The organism is Rhizobium fabae, from assembly GCF_003985135.1.
Taxonomy (GTDB): Bacteria; Pseudomonadota; Alphaproteobacteria; order Rhizobiales; family Rhizobiaceae; genus Rhizobium; species Rhizobium pisi.
Genome location: NZ_ML133666.1, coordinates 26,312 through 44,230, shown reverse-complemented (window position 1 = coordinate 44,230; position 17,919 = coordinate 26,312). Strand labels below are relative to the sequence as shown.

The 17,919-nt window shown below is 61.1% G+C and carries 19 protein-coding genes; 5 read left to right on the top strand and 14 right to left on the bottom strand.

The window, feature by feature from the left end; translation table 11 throughout:
* Window positions 1-24 precede the first annotated feature (24 nt).
* The 3 genes from purF to radA all read right to left on the bottom strand — a co-directional run bounded on the left by purF (window position 25) and on the right by radA (window position 3,778).
* Entirely contained in the window at window positions 25-1,515 is a 1,491-nt protein-coding gene (gene purF / locus EFB14_RS31115; protein WP_126830521.1) for an amidophosphoribosyltransferase, read from the bottom strand.
* 148 nt (window positions 1,516-1,663) lie between these two features.
* A complete protein-coding gene (locus tag EFB14_RS31110) occupies window positions 1,664-2,287 on the bottom strand; it encodes a CvpA family protein (RefSeq protein WP_125846819.1) in 624 nt (207 codons plus the stop codon).
* Between the two features lie 90 nt (window positions 2,288-2,377).
* Window positions 2,378-3,778 carry a DNA repair protein RadA gene (gene radA / locus EFB14_RS31105; RefSeq protein WP_126830519.1) on the bottom strand — a complete coding sequence of 467 codons (1,401 nt, stop codon included), beginning with the start codon at window positions 3,776-3,778 and terminating at the stop codon, window positions 2,378-2,380.
* A gap of 164 nt (window positions 3,779-3,942) precedes the next feature.
* On the opposite strand from radA, the gene EFB14_RS31100 reads away from it, so the two are divergent.
* Complete coding sequence (locus EFB14_RS31100) at window positions 3,943-4,578, top strand: LysE family translocator (protein ID WP_126830517.1); 636 nt, start codon at window positions 3,943-3,945, stop codon at window positions 4,576-4,578.
* 10 nt (window positions 4,579-4,588) lie between these two features.
* Here the strand turns inward: EFB14_RS31100 and alr are convergent, their stop codons facing one another.
* Complete coding sequence (alr, locus tag EFB14_RS31095) at window positions 4,589-5,752, bottom strand: alanine racemase (RefSeq protein ID WP_126830515.1); 1,164 nt, start codon at window positions 5,750-5,752, stop codon at window positions 4,589-4,591.
* A 190-nt stretch (window positions 5,753-5,942) separates the two neighbouring features.
* Here alr and EFB14_RS31090 point away from each other — a divergent pair, with 190 nt between their 5' ends.
* The 3 genes from EFB14_RS31090 to EFB14_RS31080 all read left to right on the top strand — a co-directional run bounded on the left by EFB14_RS31090 (window position 5,943) and on the right by EFB14_RS31080 (window position 7,835).
* Window positions 5,943-6,764: an AraC family transcriptional regulator gene (locus EFB14_RS31090; protein ID WP_126830513.1), complete on the top strand. Its 822-nt coding sequence runs from the start codon at window positions 5,943-5,945 to the stop codon at window positions 6,762-6,764.
* Between the two features lie 67 nt (window positions 6,765-6,831).
* Window positions 6,832-7,536 carry an AzlC family ABC transporter permease gene (locus EFB14_RS31085; RefSeq protein WP_125846823.1) on the top strand — a complete coding sequence of 235 codons (705 nt, stop codon included), beginning with the start codon at window positions 6,832-6,834 and terminating at the stop codon, window positions 7,534-7,536.
* Window positions 7,533-7,835, top strand: coding sequence for an AzlD family protein (locus EFB14_RS31080; RefSeq protein WP_125846824.1), 303 nt, complete (start codon window positions 7,533-7,535; stop codon window positions 7,833-7,835). Before EFB14_RS31085 ends, EFB14_RS31080 begins: the two co-directional genes overlap by 4 nt.
* Window positions 7,836-7,860: 25 nt before the next feature.
* Here the strand turns inward: EFB14_RS31080 and EFB14_RS31075 are convergent, their stop codons facing one another.
* From EFB14_RS31075 to EFB14_RS31050, 6 genes are all read right to left on the bottom strand, one after another.
* A complete protein-coding gene (locus EFB14_RS31075) occupies window positions 7,861-9,357 on the bottom strand; it encodes a replicative DNA helicase (RefSeq protein WP_126830582.1) in 1,497 nt (498 codons plus the stop codon).
* Between the two features lie 372 nt (window positions 9,358-9,729).
* Window positions 9,730-10,308, bottom strand: a complete 579-nt coding sequence (gene rplI, locus EFB14_RS31070) for a 50S ribosomal protein L9 (protein WP_049733920.1) — start codon at window positions 10,306-10,308, stop codon at window positions 9,730-9,732.
* 21 nt (window positions 10,309-10,329) lie between these two features.
* Window positions 10,330-11,316, bottom strand: coding sequence for a DUF2232 domain-containing protein (locus EFB14_RS31065; RefSeq protein ID WP_126830511.1), 987 nt, complete (start codon window positions 11,314-11,316; stop codon window positions 10,330-10,332).
* A gap of 156 nt (window positions 11,317-11,472) precedes the next feature.
* The gene (gene rpsR / locus EFB14_RS31060) at window positions 11,473-11,721 is read right to left on the bottom strand and encodes a 30S ribosomal protein S18 (protein ID WP_125846826.1); all 249 of its coding nucleotides are present in this window, start codon (window positions 11,719-11,721) and stop codon (window positions 11,473-11,475) included.
* 14 nt (window positions 11,722-11,735) lie between these two features.
* Window positions 11,736-12,206 (bottom strand): 30S ribosomal protein S6, encoded by a 471-nt coding sequence (gene rpsF, locus EFB14_RS31055; RefSeq protein ID WP_125846827.1) that lies wholly within the window; start codon window positions 12,204-12,206, stop codon window positions 11,736-11,738.
* Between the two features lie 317 nt (window positions 12,207-12,523).
* Window positions 12,524-13,567 carry an aldo/keto reductase gene (locus EFB14_RS31050; protein ID WP_126830509.1) on the bottom strand — a complete coding sequence of 348 codons (1,044 nt, stop codon included), beginning with the start codon at window positions 13,565-13,567 and terminating at the stop codon, window positions 12,524-12,526.
* 297 nt (window positions 13,568-13,864) lie between these two features.
* On the opposite strand from EFB14_RS31050, the gene EFB14_RS31045 reads away from it, so the two are divergent.
* A complete protein-coding gene (locus EFB14_RS31045) occupies window positions 13,865-14,485 on the top strand; it encodes an outer membrane protein (RefSeq protein WP_164737620.1) in 621 nt (206 codons plus the stop codon).
* Window positions 14,486-14,885: 400 nt separating this feature from the next.
* On the opposite strand, the gene EFB14_RS31040 is transcribed toward EFB14_RS31045, so the two are convergent.
* The 4 genes from EFB14_RS31040 to EFB14_RS31025 form a co-directional block, all read right to left on the bottom strand.
* A complete protein-coding gene (locus tag EFB14_RS31040) occupies window positions 14,886-15,083 on the bottom strand; it encodes a hypothetical protein (RefSeq protein ID WP_126830505.1) in 198 nt (65 codons plus the stop codon).
* Window positions 15,084-15,138: 55 nt separating this feature from the next.
* Window positions 15,139-15,498 (bottom strand): hypothetical protein, encoded by a 360-nt coding sequence (locus EFB14_RS31035; protein WP_126830503.1) that lies wholly within the window; start codon window positions 15,496-15,498, stop codon window positions 15,139-15,141.
* 154 nt (window positions 15,499-15,652) lie between these two features.
* On the bottom strand, window positions 15,653-17,077 hold the full coding sequence (locus EFB14_RS31030; RefSeq protein WP_126830501.1) for a sensor histidine kinase: 1,425 nt from the start codon (window positions 17,075-17,077) through the stop codon (window positions 15,653-15,655).
* The gene (locus EFB14_RS31025; RefSeq protein ID WP_126830498.1) at window positions 17,074-17,748 is read right to left on the bottom strand and encodes a response regulator; all 675 of its coding nucleotides are present in this window, start codon (window positions 17,746-17,748) and stop codon (window positions 17,074-17,076) included. Before EFB14_RS31025 ends, EFB14_RS31030 begins: the two co-directional genes overlap by 4 nt.
* Window positions 17,749-17,919: the final 171 nt, after the last annotated feature.

Here is a 17,919-nt window from a genome sequence, read left to right as displayed (position 1 = left end):
AGGGAAAGTCAAAGCGGAAGCGGCTCAGCCGTTGCTGGCAAGCATGGAAATCTTGTTGCCCATGGACTCGCCGTTCTTGTCGAGCAGGCGGGTCGGATAGTCACCGGTGAAATAGTGATCGGTGAATTGCGGGCGGGCCGGGTTACGATCCTCGCCGCCGACGGCGCGATAAAGCCCGTTGATCGATATGAAGGCGAGCGAATCCGCGCCGATATATTTGGCCATGGCTTGGACGTCGGCATACTGGTTTGCCAAGAGCTTTTCGGCATCGGGCGTGTCGATGCCGTAGAAGTCAGGGAAGAAGATCATCGGGCTTGCAACGCGGACATGGACTTCGCGTGCGCCGGCCTCGCGGATCATCTGCACGATCTTCAGCGAGGTTGTGCCGCGCACGATGGAATCGTCGACCAGCACCACGCGCTTGCCTTCGATCATCGCCCGGTTGGCGGAATGCTTCAGCTTCACGCCGAAGGCGCGGATCTGCTGTGTCGGCTCGATGAAGGTACGGCCGACATAGTGGTTGCGGATGATGCCGTATTCGAAGGGAATTCCGCTTTCCTGCGCGTAGCCGAGAGCAGCAGGCGTGCCGCCATCCGGTACCGGCACGACCACATCCGCATCGACGGGCGATTCCTTGGCGAGGTTCATGCCCATGTTCTTGCGCGTCGTATAAACGTTCCGGCCGCCGACGACCGAGTCCGGCCGGGCGAAATAGACATATTCGAACAGGCAGAGGCGTTCCGGCTGCGGCTTGCTGGGCTTGCGCGCATCGATGCTGATCGAGCCGTCAGGCTGGATTTCGCAGATGACGACCTCGCCATTTTCCACGTCGCGGATGAACTTGGCGCCGATGATGTCGAGCGCGCAGGTTTCCGAGCAGAAGATCGGCTTGCCGTCGAGTTCGCCCATGACCAGCGGGCGGATACCTGTGGGGTCACGCGCGGCGATCAGCTTCGTGCGCGTCATGGCGAGCATCGAATAGCCGCCCTCCATCTGGCGGATGGCGTCGATGAAGCGGTCGGACGTGGAAGCGTGGCGGGAACGGGCGATGAGGTGGAGGACGACTTCGGTATCGGAGGTCGACTGACAGATGGCACCGGTCGCGATGATCTGCCGGCGCAGCGTCAGGCCGTTGGTGAAGTTGCCGTTATGGGCAATGGCGATGCCGCCTTCCTCAAGTTCGGCAAAGAGTGGCTGCACGTTGCGCATGGCCACTTCGCCTGTCGTCGAGTAGCGCGTATGGCCGATCGACATGCCGCCCGGCAGGCGGGCGAGCGTCATCGGGTTGGTATAATGGTCGCCGACGAGGCCCATATGGCGCTCCTGATAGAAGCGCTTGCCATCGAAGGAGACGATACCGGCTGCTTCCTGACCGCGATGTTGCAGGGCATGCAGGCCGAGGGCCGTCAGCGCCGCGGCATCAGGATGTCCCAGAATTCCGAAAACGCCGCATTCTTCATGCAGCGTATCTCCGTCGAGCGGATCGTCGGTCGGGAAGGAATGGGACTGGTTCATTTCTGCGGGCCTCTGCTCTCACAAGAATGGATCGGCATTTCCAGAAATAGCTAAGCCCGGCTGAGCTGGAATGCCCGGCCGGACCCTCATTTCACGTCCCGCTCAAATGGCGATTGCCTTAAGGCGGGTCAAGCTCTTGAACACTGTGTCAATTCGCCGGCTGCTGTGCGCCGTCGGCAGGCGCAGTCGGCGCGTCTTCCGCCGGAGCCTGATCGGCCGGCGGCGGGGTGGCGCCTTCGCCCTGTGCCTGCGGCTGAAGCTTATCACGGATGCTTGCCGGGATCATCTGGGCAAATTGTTCCGGTAGAACCGATTTCAGCTTCACGACCATCGAATCCAGGAACGGCTTCGACTTCGCGTTATTGACCCAGGCCGGACGGTGGTCGACGTCGACGAGCCAGTTCCAGAAGGCCACAGCGACGACCAGCAGCAGCACGCCGCGCGCTGCCCCGAATAGGAAGCCGAGCGTGCGGTCAAGCGCGCCGACGCGGCTGTCGATGATGAAATCGGCGATCTTCATCGTGATGAAGGAGATGACGATGAGCGCGATAAGGAAGACGACCGCTGCCGAACCGACGGTCGCGATGCGGTCGTCATCGGTGTATTTCTTCGCGTAGGGCAGCAGGTAGGGATAGAGGTAATAAGCGGCGGCGGCCGAACCGCCCCAGCTCGCAATCGAAAGGATCTCGCGCGAAAAGCCGCGGACCATCGCCAGCACGGCGGAGAAGAGCACGACGCCGATGACAATACCGTCGAAAATCGTAATGGGCATGTAAATTCAACTCCAGGACTGCCGCTTGGCGGCCGTGTCGTGCCTTATCGTGTGCCTCCTATATCATCACCAATCTTGGCAATGAAAGGATCAAACCTCGTCTTCCACACGCAGCGCTCCCTTCGACCCGGCGATGCGCGCGACCAGATCCGGCAGGCTCTCGACTTCGCTCCAGCGCCCGCCGGAGCCCTTCGGCAATTCGGCGGAGGCGGATGGAAGCAGCGCTGCAGAAAACCCCAGCTTCTCGGCTTCCTTGAGGCGCTGGGCGGTGTGCGCAACCGGCCGGATGGCGCCCGACAGGCTGACTTCGCCGAAATAGACGCAATCTGCGGGAAGGGCAATACCGGCAAGCGAGGAAACGAGCGCCGAGGCGACGGCGAGATCGGCCGCCGGTTCAGAGATACGGTAACCGCCGGCGACATTGAGATAGACGTCGTGCTGGCCGAGTCTGACGCCGCAATGGGCCTCCAGCACCGCAAGGATCATCGACAGCCTAGCCGAATCCCAGCCGACAACGGCGCGCCTCGGCGTGCCGAGCGAGGTCGGCGCCACCAGCGCCTGCACCTCGACGAGAATGGGGCGGGTGCCCTCCATGCCGGCAAAGACGGCTGCGCCCGGCGATTTCTCGTTGCGCTCGCCGAGGAAGAGCTCCGAGGGGTTGGCGACTTCGCGTAAGCCTCTGTCGGACATTTCGAAGACACCGATCTCGTCGGTCGGGCCGAAGCGGTTCTTGACGGTGCGCAGGATGCGATAGTGATAGCCGCGATCGCCTTCGAAATAGAGCACGGCATCGACCATGTGCTCGACGACGCGCGGGCCTGCGATCTGCCCGTCCTTGGTCACATGCCCGACGAGCACCATGGCGGCCCCCGTCTGTTTCGCGAAGCGGATCATCGCCTGCACGCCGGTGCGCACCTGCGTCACCGTACCCGGCGCGGATTCGGCCAGTTCGCTCCACAGCGTCTGGATCGAATCGATAATGACGAGATCCGGCCGCTTGCCCTCGGCGAGCGTCGCCAGAATATCCTCGACATTGGTCTCGGCCGCCAGCATCACGTCGGTATCGGCCGCTGCAAGGCGCTGCGCCCGCAGCCGGACCTGCGCCACGGCTTCCTCGCCGGAGACGTAGATGATCTTGTGGCCACGCCGCGCAAGGGCGGCTGCCGCCTGCATCAGCAAGGTCGATTTGCCGATGCCGGGATCGCCGCCGATCAGCACCGCCGACCCGCGCACGAAGCCGCCGCCGAGCGCCCGGTCGAGTTCCGACATGGCGGTGTGGATGCGCGGCGCTTCTTCGATCTCGCCCGACAGCGCCGTCAGCGCCACCGGCCGGCCCTTCTTCGGCGTCTTGCCCGGACCGGAGCCGATCCCGCCCATCGGGTCTTCTTCGACGATGGTGTTCCACTCGCCGCAGTTCTCGCATTTGCCGGCCCAGCGGTTATGGATCGTGCCGCAATTCTGGCAGATGAATTGTGTCCTGGCCTTCGCCATCAGTTACTCTTTCAGTCCGGGTTCCCGAGTGAAGCAGACACGCCGCTTCATCGAATCATTGTGGTGCTTGAGATAATGGCTATCACGACGGATCAAAACTAATGATTTCCCCATCAGTGCGCCGGTGCCTATCCTTTGTCTCTGCTCATCTGGAACGGTGGAAGATGTTCGATTATTCGCTCACGCATTGGCTTGCATTTCTGTCGGCGGCGGTTTTGCTCAACCTCTCGCCCGGTCCCGACATCGCCTTCATCCTCGGTCACACGATGAAAAGCGGAAAACGCGCCGGTTTTTCCGCATTGTTCGGCGTCTGGTCCGGCGCGTGTCTGCATGTACTGATGGCCGCACTCGGCCTCTCCGCAGTGCTTGCCGCTTCCGCCGCCGCCTTCTCCGCGGTCAAATGGATCGGCGCCGCCTATCTCGTCTGGCTGGGCATCCAGGCGTTGCGCGCCAGCGGCGGGAGTGGCCTGGTAAAAGCTGCCGGCGAAAAAATGCCGGTCGCGAAGATCTACCGGCAGGGAATCCTGGTGTCGCTGCTCAATCCGAAAGTGGCGATCTTCTTCCTGGCCTTCCTGCCGCAGTTCGTCGTCGAAGGGGCAGGGCCGACATGGGCCCAGCTCATGCTCCATGGCGGGCTCATCATCGTCGTCGCTGCCTTCATCGAGCCGCCGCTCATCCTGCTCGGAGGGCGCCTTGCCGACGCACTCCGGAACAATCAAAGGATCGGTCTGTGGCTCGATCGTGGTCTTGGCACGCTTTTCGTGGCACTCGGCGTCCGCCTTGCGCTCAGCAGCCGCTGACAGACGAACCCTACTCCTCGGCTACATAGCGCCTTTCGTGGCGCAGCCCCATACTGGTCAGGATCTCGTATCCGATCGTGCCCGCAGCCCGCGCTACGTCGTCGAGGGCCATGTTCTTGCCGAACAGCTCGACATAGTCCCCGGCGCGCACCGCATTCTCAGGCAGGTCAGTGATGTCAAAGATCGTCAGATCCATGGTGATCCGGCCCGCGACCGGCACCTTGTGCCCGGCGATAAAACCTTGCCCGCCCTGCGGCGCCACCTGGCGCAGCGGCACGCCGCCGCTCGACTGGCTGCGCATGTAGCCGTCGGCATAGCCGGCCGAAGCGACCGCCAGGCGGCTTTCGCGATGAAGCTGCAGCGCCCGCCCGTAGCTGACAGTCTCACCGGCCTCGACAGTGCGCACCTGGATGATACGCGCTTCCGCCGTGGCGACCGGGCGCATCGGGTTCGTCATGCCGCTGACCGCTTCGCCACCATAGAGCGAGATGCCGGGACGGGTCAGGTCGAAGTGGTAGTCTTCGCCGAGAAAGATGCCGGCCGAGGCGGCAAGACTTGAATCGATGCCTTCATAGGCGGCGCTAACCCTGCGGAATGATTCGAGCTGCCGCCGGTTCATCGCATGCGTGGGATCGTCGCCGCAGGCGAGATGGCTCATGATGAGCACCGGTGCGAAGCTCGCCGGCCGCGAGACGTCGTCGGCGAGCGCTAGCGCATCGTCGACGCGAAGTCCCAGCCGGTTGAAGCCCGTATCGACATGCAGCGCGCAGGGGTAGTCGCCGTAATCGGCAAGCACCGCCATCCAGAAGGCGAGCTGTTCGTCGGAGGAAATCACCGGCACCAGATCGTTGTCGAAGAAGCGCCGTTCGGTGCCCGGCCATATGCCCGAGAGCACGAAGATGCGCGCCTCGGGCGCATAAAGGCGAAGCGTCACCCCTTCGTCGACGGTCGCGACGAAGAAGTCCCGCGCGCCCGCGAGATAGAGGGCTTCGCCGGTGTCCTCGATACCCATGCCATAGGCATCCGCCTTGACGACGGCTGCGGCGCGCGCGGCACCCGAGCGGCGCGCCATGTCGCGCCAGTTCTCAGTGAGCGCGGTCAGGTCGACGGTCAGCCGCAGGCCTGCGGAAGCGAAAAGATCGTCGTCTTCGAAGGGGATAGGAAAATCTGTCATGAACCGCCGTGAAGAAATGAAGGGAGAACCAGTTCACCCAGTCTAAAGAGCATTGTGGCGAAGGGAAAGCGCAGGCGATCACATACCGCCGTTTGAAGCCTGCATGATCACTTTTGTTCAAGACGCATGCCGCCTTCCGCGCTAATCTTGCCGGATGCAGAACGTATCGCAGAAAGAAGCGGCGGAGGCCATGCCGCTTGCCAACGTGGAATCGGCCCGCTTCTGGCGGGACAGCCGCTTTCGCGACATGGAGTGCCTGAGCGCCACCTTCCTCACGCATGAATATGCGCCGCATGCGCACGATACATTCAGCATCGGCGCGATAGAAAGCGGCAGCCAGATCGCCACGCTGAGCGGCAGGCGGGAGGAAACCGGCCCGGGCGACCTTTATCTTATCGATCCCGGCGTCATTCATGACGGCGCCCCCGGCGGCGAGGGATACCGCTACCGCATGATCTATCCCGACATGAAGCTGTTCATCGATATTCTGGAGGATGTGACGGGCAAGGCCTTCCATGCGACACCGTCTTTCTCAGGCGGGCTTCCACGCGATCCGCAACTCGCCAATGTCTTTCATGCCGCCCATCGCACGCTCGAAAGGGGCGCCGGTGCGCTGGAGTCCGATGAAAGCATGTTCACAGTGCTGGCGGCGATCTTTGCGCGTCACGGCAGCACCATCGTCGTGCCTGTCGATACGCAGGAGCGAAGCGCCGTCGCCCGCGCCCGCGAATACCTCATCGAGAACTTCGACAGCGATGTCGGCCTCGAAGAACTGGCCGGAGTGGCGGGCCTGAGCCGCGCTCACCTCATCCGCGCTTTCCGCAAGGAATATCACATCACGCCGCACGCCTTCCTGACGGACCGGCGCGTGCAGGTGGCCCGCCGGCTGCTGCGGCAGGGGCGTATGCCGGCCGATATCGCGCTTGAGTGCGGTTTTGCCGATCAGGCGCATTTCACCCGGCACTTCAAGGCGCGCACGGGCGTAACACCTGGTCAATTCCGCACGGGCTGATCACTTTCGTTCAATACGGCCATGTCATGCTGGGCTACTGCTTGGCGATCTCAATCAGGAGGTTGCCATGTTGCAGCAAAGCCGGCCGGCCGGCGAATTTCTTGCCGGAATACGCGCCATCTTTCCGCTTGTCATCGCCGTGATTCCGATCGGTCTGGTTTTCGGCGCGGTTTCCGCCACCAAAGGTCTTTCGGCCTTGGAAACAACGCTGATGAGCGCGCTGGTCTTTGCCGGCGGCTCGCAGTTCGTGGCAATGGACATATGGACGCATCCGGCAAGCTGGATCGGCGTCGGCTTCGCAGCGTTGTTGGTCAACATCCGCCACGTGCTGATGAGCGCCTCCATCGGCACGAAGATGCAGTCCTTCTCCACCATCAGACGCTATGCCGCCATGCTGTTCCTTGCCGACGAGCTCTGGGCCATGGCGGAGTTCCGCGCCGGTAGTGGAACGCTGACGCCGGCCTGGTATGCCGGCATCGTCACGCCGTTTTACGCCGCCTGGGTCGGTTCTTCGCTTGCAGGCGCATTGCTTGGCGCCTTTCTGGGCGATCCGGCGGTCATCGGTCTCGACTTCGCCTTTCCTGCCGTCTTTGTCGTGCTGGTCATGGGCTTCTGGAAGGGGCCGGAAACGGGCGCCATCCTGGCCGCGAGCGGAGTTGCGGCCGTTGCCACCCATCATTTCGTGCCGGGCGTCTGGTATATCGCAGCCGGCGCGTTGGCCGGACTGGCGATGGCCCTCTGGAAGGGCAAGGTACGGGAGCAGGCCGCATGACGCTCGATATCAATACCCTGCTTGCCATCCTCGCGATGGCGCTTGCGACGATTTCCACGCGCATCAGCGGTCTCGTCCTCATCCGTCATATAAAGCTGGACGAGCGCTGGAAAACGGCAATCGAGGCGATCCCACCGGCGGTGCTGATGGCCGTAATAGCCCCGACCGCCTTTGCGACCGGCTGGGCGGAAACACTGGCATGCGCCGCAACGGCGCTGGCCGCCCGCCGGCTGCCGATGCTTGCCAGCGTCACCCTCGGCGTCGCGACCGTGGCCCTGTTGCGGGCCGCAGGTTTCTAAAGGGATACTGACCCGGAAAACCGCGTCAATGTTCCTCGTACTGTGTGAAGGAGGGATCGGCGAGATCTGCAAACCGCGTGAATTCCGCCTGGAAGGCCAGCTTCACCGTGCCTGTCGGTCCGTGGCGCTGCTTGGCGATGATGACGTCGGCCGTGCCCTTCACCTTATCGAACAGCGCTTCCCATTCCGGATATTTCGGATCGTGCGGATCGCGCGGCTCCTGGTTCTTGACGTAATATTCCTCGCGGAACACGAAAAGCACGACGTCGGCGTCCTGTTCGATCGAGCCGGATTCGCGAAGGTCGGAGAGCTGCGGACGCTTATCGTCGCGGCTTTCGACCTGGCGCGAGAGCTGTGACAGCGCGATGATCGGAACGTTGAGCTCCTTGCCGAGCGCCTTCAGGCCGGTGGTGATCTGGGTGATTTCCTGGACTCGGTTGTCGCTTGACTTGCCGGAGCCGGTCATCAGCTGCACGTAGTCGACCACGAGCACGTCGAGGCCGCGCTGGCGCTTCAGGCGGCGCGCGCGCGCCGAAAGCTGGGCAATCGAGATGCCGCCCGTCTGGTCGATGTAAAGCGGCACCTTCTGCATCATCATCGAGCAGGCGACGAGCTTTTCGAAATCGGCATCGTTGATGTCGCCGCGGCGGATCTTCGAGGAGGAGACTTCCGTCTGCTCGGAGATGATACGGGTGGCGAGCTGTTCGGACGACATTTCAAGCGAGTAGAAGCCGACGACGCCGCCGTTCTTGGCCTTCATGCTGCCGTCCGACTGGACTTCGCCTTCGTAGGCGGCGGCGATATTGTAGGCGATGTTTGTGGCAAGCGAGGTCTTGCCCATGCCGGGGCGTCCGGCCAGCACGATCAAGTCCGAGCGCTGCAACCCGCCCATCTTGGAATCCAGCGAATGGATGCCGGTGGAAATGCCGGAAAGCCCGCCGTCGCGTTCCTTGGCGACCGCCGCCATGTCGATGGCGAGCGCCACGGCATCGTTGAAGGACTGGAAGCCGCCGTCGTAGCGGCCGTTTTCCGCCAGTTCGAAGAGGCGGCGTTCGGTATCCTCGATCTGCGACTGCGGCGGCATGTCGAGCGGCGCGTCATAAGCGATATTGACGACGTCCTCGCCGATGGTGATCAGCGCCCGGCGCAGCGCCAGGTCGTAGATCGCCCGGCCGTAGTCCTCGGCATTGATGACGGTGACGGCATTGCTGACGAGGCTCGCCAGATATTGCGAAACCGTCATGTCGCCGACTTTCTCGTCGGCCTTCAGGAAGGTCTTGATCGTCACCGGATTGGCGATCTTGCCCATGCGGATGATATCGCCGGCAACCTCGAAGATCTTCCGGTGCAGCGGCTCGTAGAGATGGATCGGCTTCAGGAAGTCCGACACCCGGTAATAGGCGTCGTTGTTCATGAGGATGGCACCCAGAAGCGCCTGCTCGGCTTCAATATTGTTGGGTGCTTCGCGATAATGCTGCTCCGACGGAGCAACGGCTGCAATCTTTCGAGCGGCGTCGTTCATCATCATCCGTTCTGTTTTTTCCAACTCCGGATTTGCAATTCCGGATGGAGAAAATCAAGGGCCCACGAAAGGGGCGGGGCTCGCTTTGCCTAAATACTGAACGCTGTGCCCATTGTTCGACTTCTCCACAGTGCCGGGCGACGAAAAGGAGAAATACTGGCAGTGTCACCCGCACGACACGGTTTGGCGCGACTCACGCCCATCCGTTCCGGAGAAGCGCAGTCTAGCGCGACGACATCAGACCCGCAGCAAAAACATCCCCAAATCCCCTTTAAAAAACCACCCTATGGGCTGCCTCTTGCCAGGATGGGTGGAAACGAAAAAGCCCGGCGCGGTGGCCGGGCTTTCTGTCGCGGATGACTCCGGCGAGAATTATGCTTCGTCTTCGTCGACGCCGTCGGCTTCCGGATCGAAGAAATCCTCAGGACGCAGCGCGTCTTCGTCGACGCCGTAGATTGCGTCGACCGAGGTGAGTTCTTCGCCCTTGGCCTGACGCTCTGCCTCTTCGGCCGAACGGGCAACGTTCAGCTCGACGTGGATTTCGACTTCGGCATGCAGCTGCAGCTCGACCTTGTGCAGGCCGATGGCCTTGATCGGCGTGTTGAGGTGAACCTGGTTGCGGCCGATGTTGAAGCCTTCGGCAGCGAGGATCTCGACGACGTCACGGGCAGCGACAGAACCGTAGAGCTGGCCGGTTTCACCGGCGGAACGTACGACGATGAAGGACTTGCCGTCGAGAACGTCGGCGACCTTCTGGGCTTCCGACTTGCGCTCGAGGTTGCGGGCTTCGAGAGTCGCGCGCTCGGCTTCGAAGCGGGTCTTGTTGGCGGCGTTGGCGCGCAGCGCCTTGCCGAGCGGCAGCAGGTAGTTACGGGCAAAGCCGTCGCGAACCTTTACGGTTTCGCCCATCTGGCCGAGCTTGGAGATGCGTTCGAGAAGGATGACTTCCATTTTCTTTTCCTTTCTTATGTCTCAGATTTTCGTGTCGGATTGTTTGGGGGCATCGGCATCTTTCGTCGGGGTCAGGGCGATCGCCTTGCGCGTATCGCTGAGACCCAGGACGAGGATGAGGAAAACTGGCAGAAGCATGAGCATCGAAGCCAGGTAGCAGAGGATGAGGGCCGGTATGCGCCAATCCTTGCCGCGTGTGCGGAAATGCAGGGAGGCGAAGCCGGAGAGCATGAAGCCCGCGCCGAAGGTGCCGATCACGGTGGCGCCGACCAGCGCCGGAACGCCGCCGAAGAAGCAGGCGGCAAGCCCGGCCAGAAAAATGAAGATCGAATTGCGGTTCATGCGCAGCGATGAGGGAATGTCCTCGCGCGGACGCAGGCCCCGGCCGGACGCTGCAACGATGCGCACGGCGAAATAATAGGCGGCAAACAGCATGCTGACCCACATGCCGCCCTGCACGGCCGGCAGCATCAGCAGGATCAGCGATTTGGTCTGCGCGGTCGCCGCCGGATCGGGCATGAATTCCGGCTGCTGCTGTTTGACCGAGGCGATCAGCAGATCGACGATCGGATCAGTGATCTCCGGCCCGTAGCCGATGATCACACCGATGACGATGACGGCGATCGTCACAAGCCCGCAGAGATGCAGCAGAATATCGGAGAGCGGGTACCAGGCAAGCAGATGGTCGGGGCCGCCGAGTTCGGAGGCGGGACGCGCCAGATTGGCGAGATGGCTGAGCCAGCCGGCCGGCAGCAGCGTCACCAACGTCATGATCAGCGCGAAGGAAGGAGAGATGAAAACTGCGCCGAGCGCTGCCGCCGTGACGACGGCGGAGATTGCGGCGGCATTGCCCCAACCGAGGCCGACGAGCAGGATCGGCAGCGCCGAGGCCGTGTAGAGAAGCGCGCTGAAAAACGACGGCTGCACGCTCGCGCCCAGCACCAGCAGGGCGGCGGTCAATCCGGCAAGTGCGCCGATCAGCAGCGTTCTAAGGTTCGGTCGTTTCAAGGTCGCTGTCCTGCTTCATCAAGCAGTTAGAGGATGTTCCGGAATCGAATTCTGAAACGTCTCAACATGGGTTTTAGGAGTTCCGATCCGCGCCCATCGCGAAAGGGAGAAGGGAAGGCACGAATGCCTTCCCTCAAAGGTGGTTACGTCAGCCGATCACGCGACGACGTAGGGCAGCAGGCCGAGGAAACGGGCGCGCTTGATCGCCTGGGCGAGTTCGCGCTGCTTCTTCTGGGAAACGGCCGTGATGCGGGACGGAACGATCTTACCGCGCTCGGAAATGTAGCGCTGAAGCAGACGTACGTCCTTGTAGTCGATCCGCGGTGCGTTTGCACCGGAGAACGGGCAGGTCTTGCGGCGGCGATGGAACGGGCGGCGGACCGGAGCGGAGGAAGTTTCAGCCATATCTCAGATCTCCCTTATACACGGTCTTCGCGCGGACGGCGCGGACGGTCTTCACGGTCGCCGAAGCCGCCTTCGCGCGGCGGACGCGGGCCGCGATCACGATCGCCGAATTCCCGGCGCGGGCCACGGTCGCCGCCTTCACGCGGGCCACGGTCGTCGCGGTCGCGCTTCTGCATCATGGCAGACGGGCCGTCTTCGTGCTTTTCAACAGCGATGGTCATGTAGCGAAGAACGTCTTCGCTGATGCGCATCTGGCGTTCCATTTCCTGGATCGCAGCAGCCGGTGCATCGATGTCCATCAGGGCGTAGTGCGCCTTGCGGTTCTTCTTGATACGGTATGTGAGGGACTTGAGGCCCCAGTTTTCGATACGCCCGACCTTACCGCCGTTAGCTTCGATCACACCCTTGTACTGTTCTACGAGGGCATCGACCTGCTGAGCGGAAATATCCTGCCGGGCAAGGAATACATGTTCATAAAGAGCCATGACAGCTTTGCCTTTCTTGCGTTTGGTTCAACCCGGTAATCGGCGGCTAAGCCTCAACGACTGCTCCTGATTGGGCGGGCCCAGGCAAGAAAAGCGTTTCCGAGACGGTCGAGAGCGGAGACACGGGAGGCTGGAACGCTTCCGTTCCGAACGATTTCCGAGAGGAAACCGGCCCTCCGTTCAGCCACCAGCCAGAAGACCGGGTCAACGAACAGCGCGGGTTATACGGATTTTTGCGCGAAAGGCAAGCGCATTCGGACATTCGAGCCCGACGCAGGCCGATGGCCGGCATCGGGCAGGTGCAAAAGAGAATATGATCAAAGCGTCAGCGGATACTGCCGGTGCACCTTGGCGATCTCGACCAGGACCTCGTCTGAAAGCGTCAGGTCGGCCGCGCCGATGTCGATCTTCAGTTGCTCCATCGAGGTCGCGCCGATGATGACCGAGGCCATGAAGGGCCTCGAGAAGCAGAAGGCGAGCGCCATTGCTGCCGGGTCGAGGCCGTATGTTGCGGCGATCTCCAGATAGGCTTTGGTCGCCGGTTCCTGCAACGGTTGCAGGCGGCCGCCGATGTCGTGATTGATCGAGGCACGCGAGCCCTTCGGCCTGATGCCATCGACATATTTACCGGTCAGGATGCCGCCGGCGAGCGGCGAATAGGCGAGCAGCCCGACGTCCTCGTGGTGCGAAAGCTCGGCAAGATCGAGGTCGAAGTGGCGGTAGAGCAGATTGTATTCGTTCTGGACGCTGGCAACGCGCGGCAGGCCCTTCTGTTCGGAGAGCGTCAGATATTTCTGTATGCCCCAGGTGGTTTCGTTGGAAAGGCCGATCGCGCGGATCTTGCCTTCCTTCACCAATGCGCCCAGCGTTTCCAGAATGTCGAGCATGTTGGCGGCAGCCGCCTCGCGATCCTGGTTGAAGGGGTTGTAACTCCAGTTCTGGCGGAAATGGAAATGGCCGCGGTTCGGCCAGTGGACTTGGTAGAGATCGACATAATCCGTCTTCAGCCGCGTCAGGCTGGCCTCGAGCGCCAGGCGGATGTTCTTCGCATCCGCACCTTCGCCGCCCCGCAGGTAGTCGCGGCCGCGGCCGGCGACCTTGGTGGCGAGGACGATATCTCCACGCTTGCCGGTCTTCTTGAACCAGCTGCCGATATAATCTTCGGTCCAGCCCTGCGTTTCCGCCGAAACCGGGGTGGTCGGGTAAATTTCGGCGGTATCGAAGAAATTGACGCCCTTTTCGACGGCGTAATCCATCTGCGCATGGGCGTCGGTTTCGCTGTTCTGCGAACCCCAGGTCATCGTGCCAAGGCAAATCTCTGAAACGGAAATCTCGGTGCGGCCTAGTGAATTGTACTTCATGTGAAAACCTTGGGAGAGAGGTGAAAGCCTTGGGAGGGTCCGCGCAAATCTAGGTCGGATTTGGCCAAGCGCAAGAGCAAAACCGGGCTTTTGCGCGAGCGCAAGGCTTGCAACGGCGTTCTGGATAGGTCGGCTTATTGTTTTGCGTAATTCACCGGTAATCCTTGCAAGCAGAGTGCGCCCATCCTTCGAATATCCTCTCGAAGGTTTCGCGGGAGCGTTCCTTTTCGCTCTCATGGTCACTTCACGCCGCGCTGAAGGGCGCCGCGCTTCTGTTTGGAGTAATAAATGCCTTCGATGAGAACAAGACTCGCCTTGTCAGTTACATCAGCCGTGCTGCTTTCCCAAGCCGCCGCGGCAGCAGATCTGGACAATTCCTATGTCCAGGCACCTTACCCCCAGCCGACCACGTTCGATTGGAGCGGCGCTTATGTCGGGGGACATGCCGGTGTTGCCTCAAGCCGTCTCAATCCCTTTTCCAACGGCAAGGGCCTCGCCGCGGGGGCACAGGCCGGATACAATTTCCAGTTTGGTTCCGCCGTCCTGGGCGCGGAGCTCGAAGGTACCTACATGGGCGGTACCGATCAGAGCGTACGCGGCGGCAATCTCGACGAGCAATGGCGCCTGGCCGCCAAAGCGAAGGCCGGGATGAGCCTCGACAAGACGCTCGTTTACGGCACTGCCGGCTATACGAGGACCAAATTCGAAAACGGCAGCAACGTTCGGCGCGGCCCAGGCTGGGAAGGCGGTTATTTGGTCGGCGGTGGCGTTGAGCAGGCTTTTGGAAACGGCCTTTCCGCAAAGCTGGAGTATAATTACGTCATGACCCCCGACGTGAAGACGACGACGAATGCCGGCACCACGCGTACTGATATAGACAGCCATGTGATCAAGGCAGGCATAAATCTTCGCTTCTAGAGCATGATGCCGAAAATGTGCGATATCAGGCTCTAATTCTTTGATTTAGATGCGGATTCAGATTTTAGGCCGGTCTGGCCTAAAAACATCCGGATCTGGCGCGCATGCACTGCCGCGGCGGTTCCGACTGGTCACCCAGGCCGACGTGTCGAGCCCGGTGGATACTCCATGGAAAAACGATGAGATGTCTGCGAGGGTGATCAACCGCCAACGAATGATTTCTGGTGGGTAACAGGGAAAGGCTGGTAAGACATTTCCCGGGCCGTGCGTTCCGATGACGCCCCTTCTCAACACTGTAACTGGCGCTACGCTTTGAGCGTTGCGCCAGCTTATGCGTTTGATATGTGACTTGCACACACAAGACGGATTTGCCGTCGAGCTCTGCAGGCACCCTACGTTTCTATGCCAGAATATCCGTACGGTCAGGGATCCGTATTTCCGGGGGAGCCGCCTCTTCGGCTATTGCATGACGGGCAAAGAGCACCAGCATCAGGCACATCAAGAAAATCAGCACCGCGCCGAGCAACCTGTCCGATCGATCCGGATCAGGAAGCTTCTGGCGGAAGGCATCCCGCAATCGGGACAAATGGCTGAACATGCATCTCTCCATGAAATCCGAGCGCCGGTAGCGGTCATCGGCTGCGGTAGGTCGGTCACTCGCATTCGAGCTGCGGCCTGCGGAAACTCGTGACGAACCATCGCGTCCCGGAGGCCTGCGCGAAGAATGTGTAGAAGCACTCCGTCTCCTTGACGTAGCCGGGCGACTGGGAGATCTCGTAGCGTTCGCCATGGCGTGTCTGACGTACTTCGCCAGTGGTGGTGCCCGTCACCGTTTCCGTGTTGATGCGCCGCCATTGGAACGCTCTTTGACCAACACCGATTTCAATGACGTTGTCGGGTGGTCCATAGTCCAATATCACCGCATCCACCGGTCCTCCGACGTAGTTTTTCATGATCTGCGATGCACAGCTTGCCAGCAGCGCAACGGCTGCCAAGGCGAGTAACGAATGCATTCGACGTATTTTCTGAGGTATTTCCTTATGCACGGCAGCGGCTCCAGTTGGTCTTAACGCTCGCTACGTGGCGAAGATTACGAGCGGATTACCGATTGCGAAGGCCGCTGCGATGGAGCCTATTGAGGGCAGACCCGGCGCCCAAAAAGAGTTGCTAACGGACGGTGCCCAATGCGCCAATTTCGAGGCGCACCCGGAAGCCGCCGTCGGTATCGGCAAACAGCAATCGCCCGAAATGAAGCTCCGCCGCCTTATGCGCCAGGTTGAGCCCCAGCCCCGCGCCAGAGGAGTGGGTATTCAGCCGATAGAAGGGTTCCAGCACGCGGATGCGTTCTGCGGGAGGAATACCCGAACCCTCATCGGAGACATCGATGAAACCTCGCGCATCGACTGTGACCGCGATCGTGCCCTTGTATCCTGAATGATCGACTGCATTGCGGATCAGGTTGCTGACTGCGAGCTCTACCGTCGAGGGATAGATCATGAGGGGTGCCTCGGCAGGAGCTGGCTCGAAGAGGAAATCGTAGCCCGCATCGATGACCCCAGGCGCGAGATCGGCCGCGATCCGCCCGACAAGCTCGTTCAGGTCGGCCATCTGGGCAGTCTGCGAACCGGCGCCGATAGCCTGCATGTCGAGCAGTTGATGCGCGACCCTGGAAAGACGGTCGATATCTTGCAGCAGTTGCCGACTGTCCGCACTCTCCGGCAAAAGGTCTGCCCGCGTCCGCACGATCGCGATCGGTGTGCGCAGTTCGTGTGCGGCATCCGCCAGAAAACGGCTATGTTGCTGATAGCCGTGATCAAGCTTTGAAAGCGTGTGATTGAAGGCGTCGACGAGCGGAATGATCTCGCTTGGAACTTTCGAAACATCGAGGTGTGCCGATCGGGTTTCGAACTCTATCGCTTTTGCCTGGTTTGCCGTGTCGACCAGGCCCGTCAGAGACCGACCGATCGAGTAGGGCGTGACAATAGCCGTTGCTGCACCGGTGACGAGCAGGATCGGAACCACGAGGATCGCCAGGATGGCTCCCGTTGCCGGGACGACGCTGAGCCAGAAAATTTCCGCATTGCCGCCGCTCTCGGGCATATCGATGTCGAGACTGATCCAGATGTTGACGTCCTGGCTTTTCCCGCCGATGCGGTCAGTCGACGCGGTAAACTGAAGGCGACCAATCGGCGTGTCGCGATTGCCGATCGCCGCATGCGCACTCGGGCCACCCTTCAATGTTGCCCCTTCAATGGACATCGGGAAGGGTTCGGTCAGCAGCGTCGTTGGAAATACGCCATGCTGGTAGAGATTATTCCCGCCATCCCGGACGATAAACCACAGATCCGGATACTGGCGTGTCAATTCGGCGATCTCCGGCGTCTCGATGACATTGAGCGTGCCGTCGGCTTTGCGTTCCACGTGTTTTGCAAGCACGCGGATGATCGATTCATTCGTATCCTCAAGTTCCGGGTCGATGACCCAGACCCACCCGGCAAGCAAGGTGAAGAAGAACAACAAAAGACATGCCTGAAGGCCGATCAGGCGCCGTGTCAGTATCCATTTGAGCGAGCGGCTTTTGCGCAGTCTCATGTGCTGACCCGAAGCAGGTATCCGATGTTGCGGACGGCGCGAATTTCCACCGATGCACCCGCGCTGCCCAGCTTGCGGCGGATTCGCGACACATGCACGTCCAAGGCGTTCGACTCGATCTGATCGTCGATGGTATAGACGGCATCGACGAGCATTGACCGTGTGACAATGCGATTTGCACGCCGGATCAATGTCTCGACCACAAGATACTCGCGTCGCGCCAGGTCGATGAAATCGCCTGCAACGGCAACTTCGTTGCTGCGCGGATCAAGCGTCAGATTGCCGAGGGAAAAACGCTCGGCTGAAACGGTTGGCGAGCGCCTTTGCAGCGCGCGCAATCGCGCCAGCAATTCTTCAATCGCGAAGGGTTTGCTGAGATAGTCGTCGGCACCGCCGTCGAGCCCTTCGACACGATGATCGACGCCACCAAGTGCCGTCAGCATCAGGATCGGAGCGGTAATTTTCTGGAAGCGAAGCACGGGGATGAGATCGAGGCCTTCGCCGTCCGGCAGGCGACGGTCGAGCACAAGCACGTCATAAGTCCCGACCCGCGCCATGAGTTCGGCATCGGCGATCGTGCGCACATGGTCGACGATAATATCGCGGCGGCTGAGCGCTTCGATCAACGCTGCCGCCATTTCTCGCTCGTCCTCGAATAATAATATACGCAATGCGTGTCTCCGGATCCCATGCCTTTTGCCGCTCATCCAGTGAGCTGACAAAGATTACCCTTAGATTACAAAAGTCGAACCATCAGGTTCGCATCACCCCGAATTTGGCAATGCTTGTCTTTTGGATGTCGCACGAGATCCATTGCCGATCACACTGCCAACCAACGGGCT

Coding starts and splice junctions, on each gene's coding strand:
- purF (WP_126830521.1), bottom strand. CDS start 1,515: ATGAACCAGTCCCATTCCTTCCCGACCGACGATCCGCTCGACGGAGAT.
- EFB14_RS31110 (WP_125846819.1), bottom strand. CDS start 2,287: ATGCCCATTACGATTTTCGACGGTATTGTCATCGGCGTCGTGCTCTTC.
- radA (WP_126830519.1), bottom strand. CDS start 3,778: ATGGCGAAGGCCAGGACACAATTCATCTGCCAGAATTGCGGCACGATC.
- EFB14_RS31100 (WP_126830517.1), top strand. CDS start 3,943: ATGTTCGATTATTCGCTCACGCATTGGCTTGCATTTCTGTCGGCGGCG.
- alr (WP_126830515.1), bottom strand. CDS start 5,752: ATGACAGATTTTCCTATCCCCTTCGAAGACGACGATCTTTTCGCTTCC.
- EFB14_RS31090 (WP_126830513.1), top strand. CDS start 5,943: ATGCCGCTTGCCAACGTGGAATCGGCCCGCTTCTGGCGGGACAGCCGC.
- EFB14_RS31085 (WP_125846823.1), top strand. CDS start 6,832: ATGTTGCAGCAAAGCCGGCCGGCCGGCGAATTTCTTGCCGGAATACGC.
- EFB14_RS31080 (WP_125846824.1), top strand. CDS start 7,533: ATGACGCTCGATATCAATACCCTGCTTGCCATCCTCGCGATGGCGCTT.
- EFB14_RS31075 (WP_126830582.1), bottom strand. CDS start 9,357: ATGAACGACGCCGCTCGAAAGATTGCAGCCGTTGCTCCGTCGGAGCAG.
- rplI (WP_049733920.1), bottom strand. CDS start 10,308: ATGGAAGTCATCCTTCTCGAACGCATCTCCAAGCTCGGCCAGATGGGC.
- rpsR (WP_125846826.1), bottom strand. CDS start 11,721: ATGGCTGAAACTTCCTCCGCTCCGGTCCGCCGCCCGTTCCATCGCCGC.
- rpsF (WP_125846827.1), bottom strand. CDS start 12,206: ATGGCTCTTTATGAACATGTATTCCTTGCCCGGCAGGATATTTCCGCT.
- EFB14_RS31050 (WP_126830509.1), bottom strand. CDS start 13,567: ATGAAGTACAATTCACTAGGCCGCACCGAGATTTCCGTTTCAGAGATT.
- EFB14_RS31045 (WP_164737620.1), top strand. CDS start 13,865: ATGAGAACAAGACTCGCCTTGTCAGTTACATCAGCCGTGCTGCTTTCC.
- EFB14_RS31040 (WP_126830505.1), bottom strand. CDS start 15,083: ATGTTCAGCCATTTGTCCCGATTGCGGGATGCCTTCCGCCAGAAGCTT.
- EFB14_RS31035 (WP_126830503.1), bottom strand. CDS start 15,498: ATGCATTCGTTACTCGCCTTGGCAGCCGTTGCGCTGCTGGCAAGCTGT.
- EFB14_RS31030 (WP_126830501.1), bottom strand. CDS start 17,077: ATGAGACTGCGCAAAAGCCGCTCGCTCAAATGGATACTGACACGGCGC.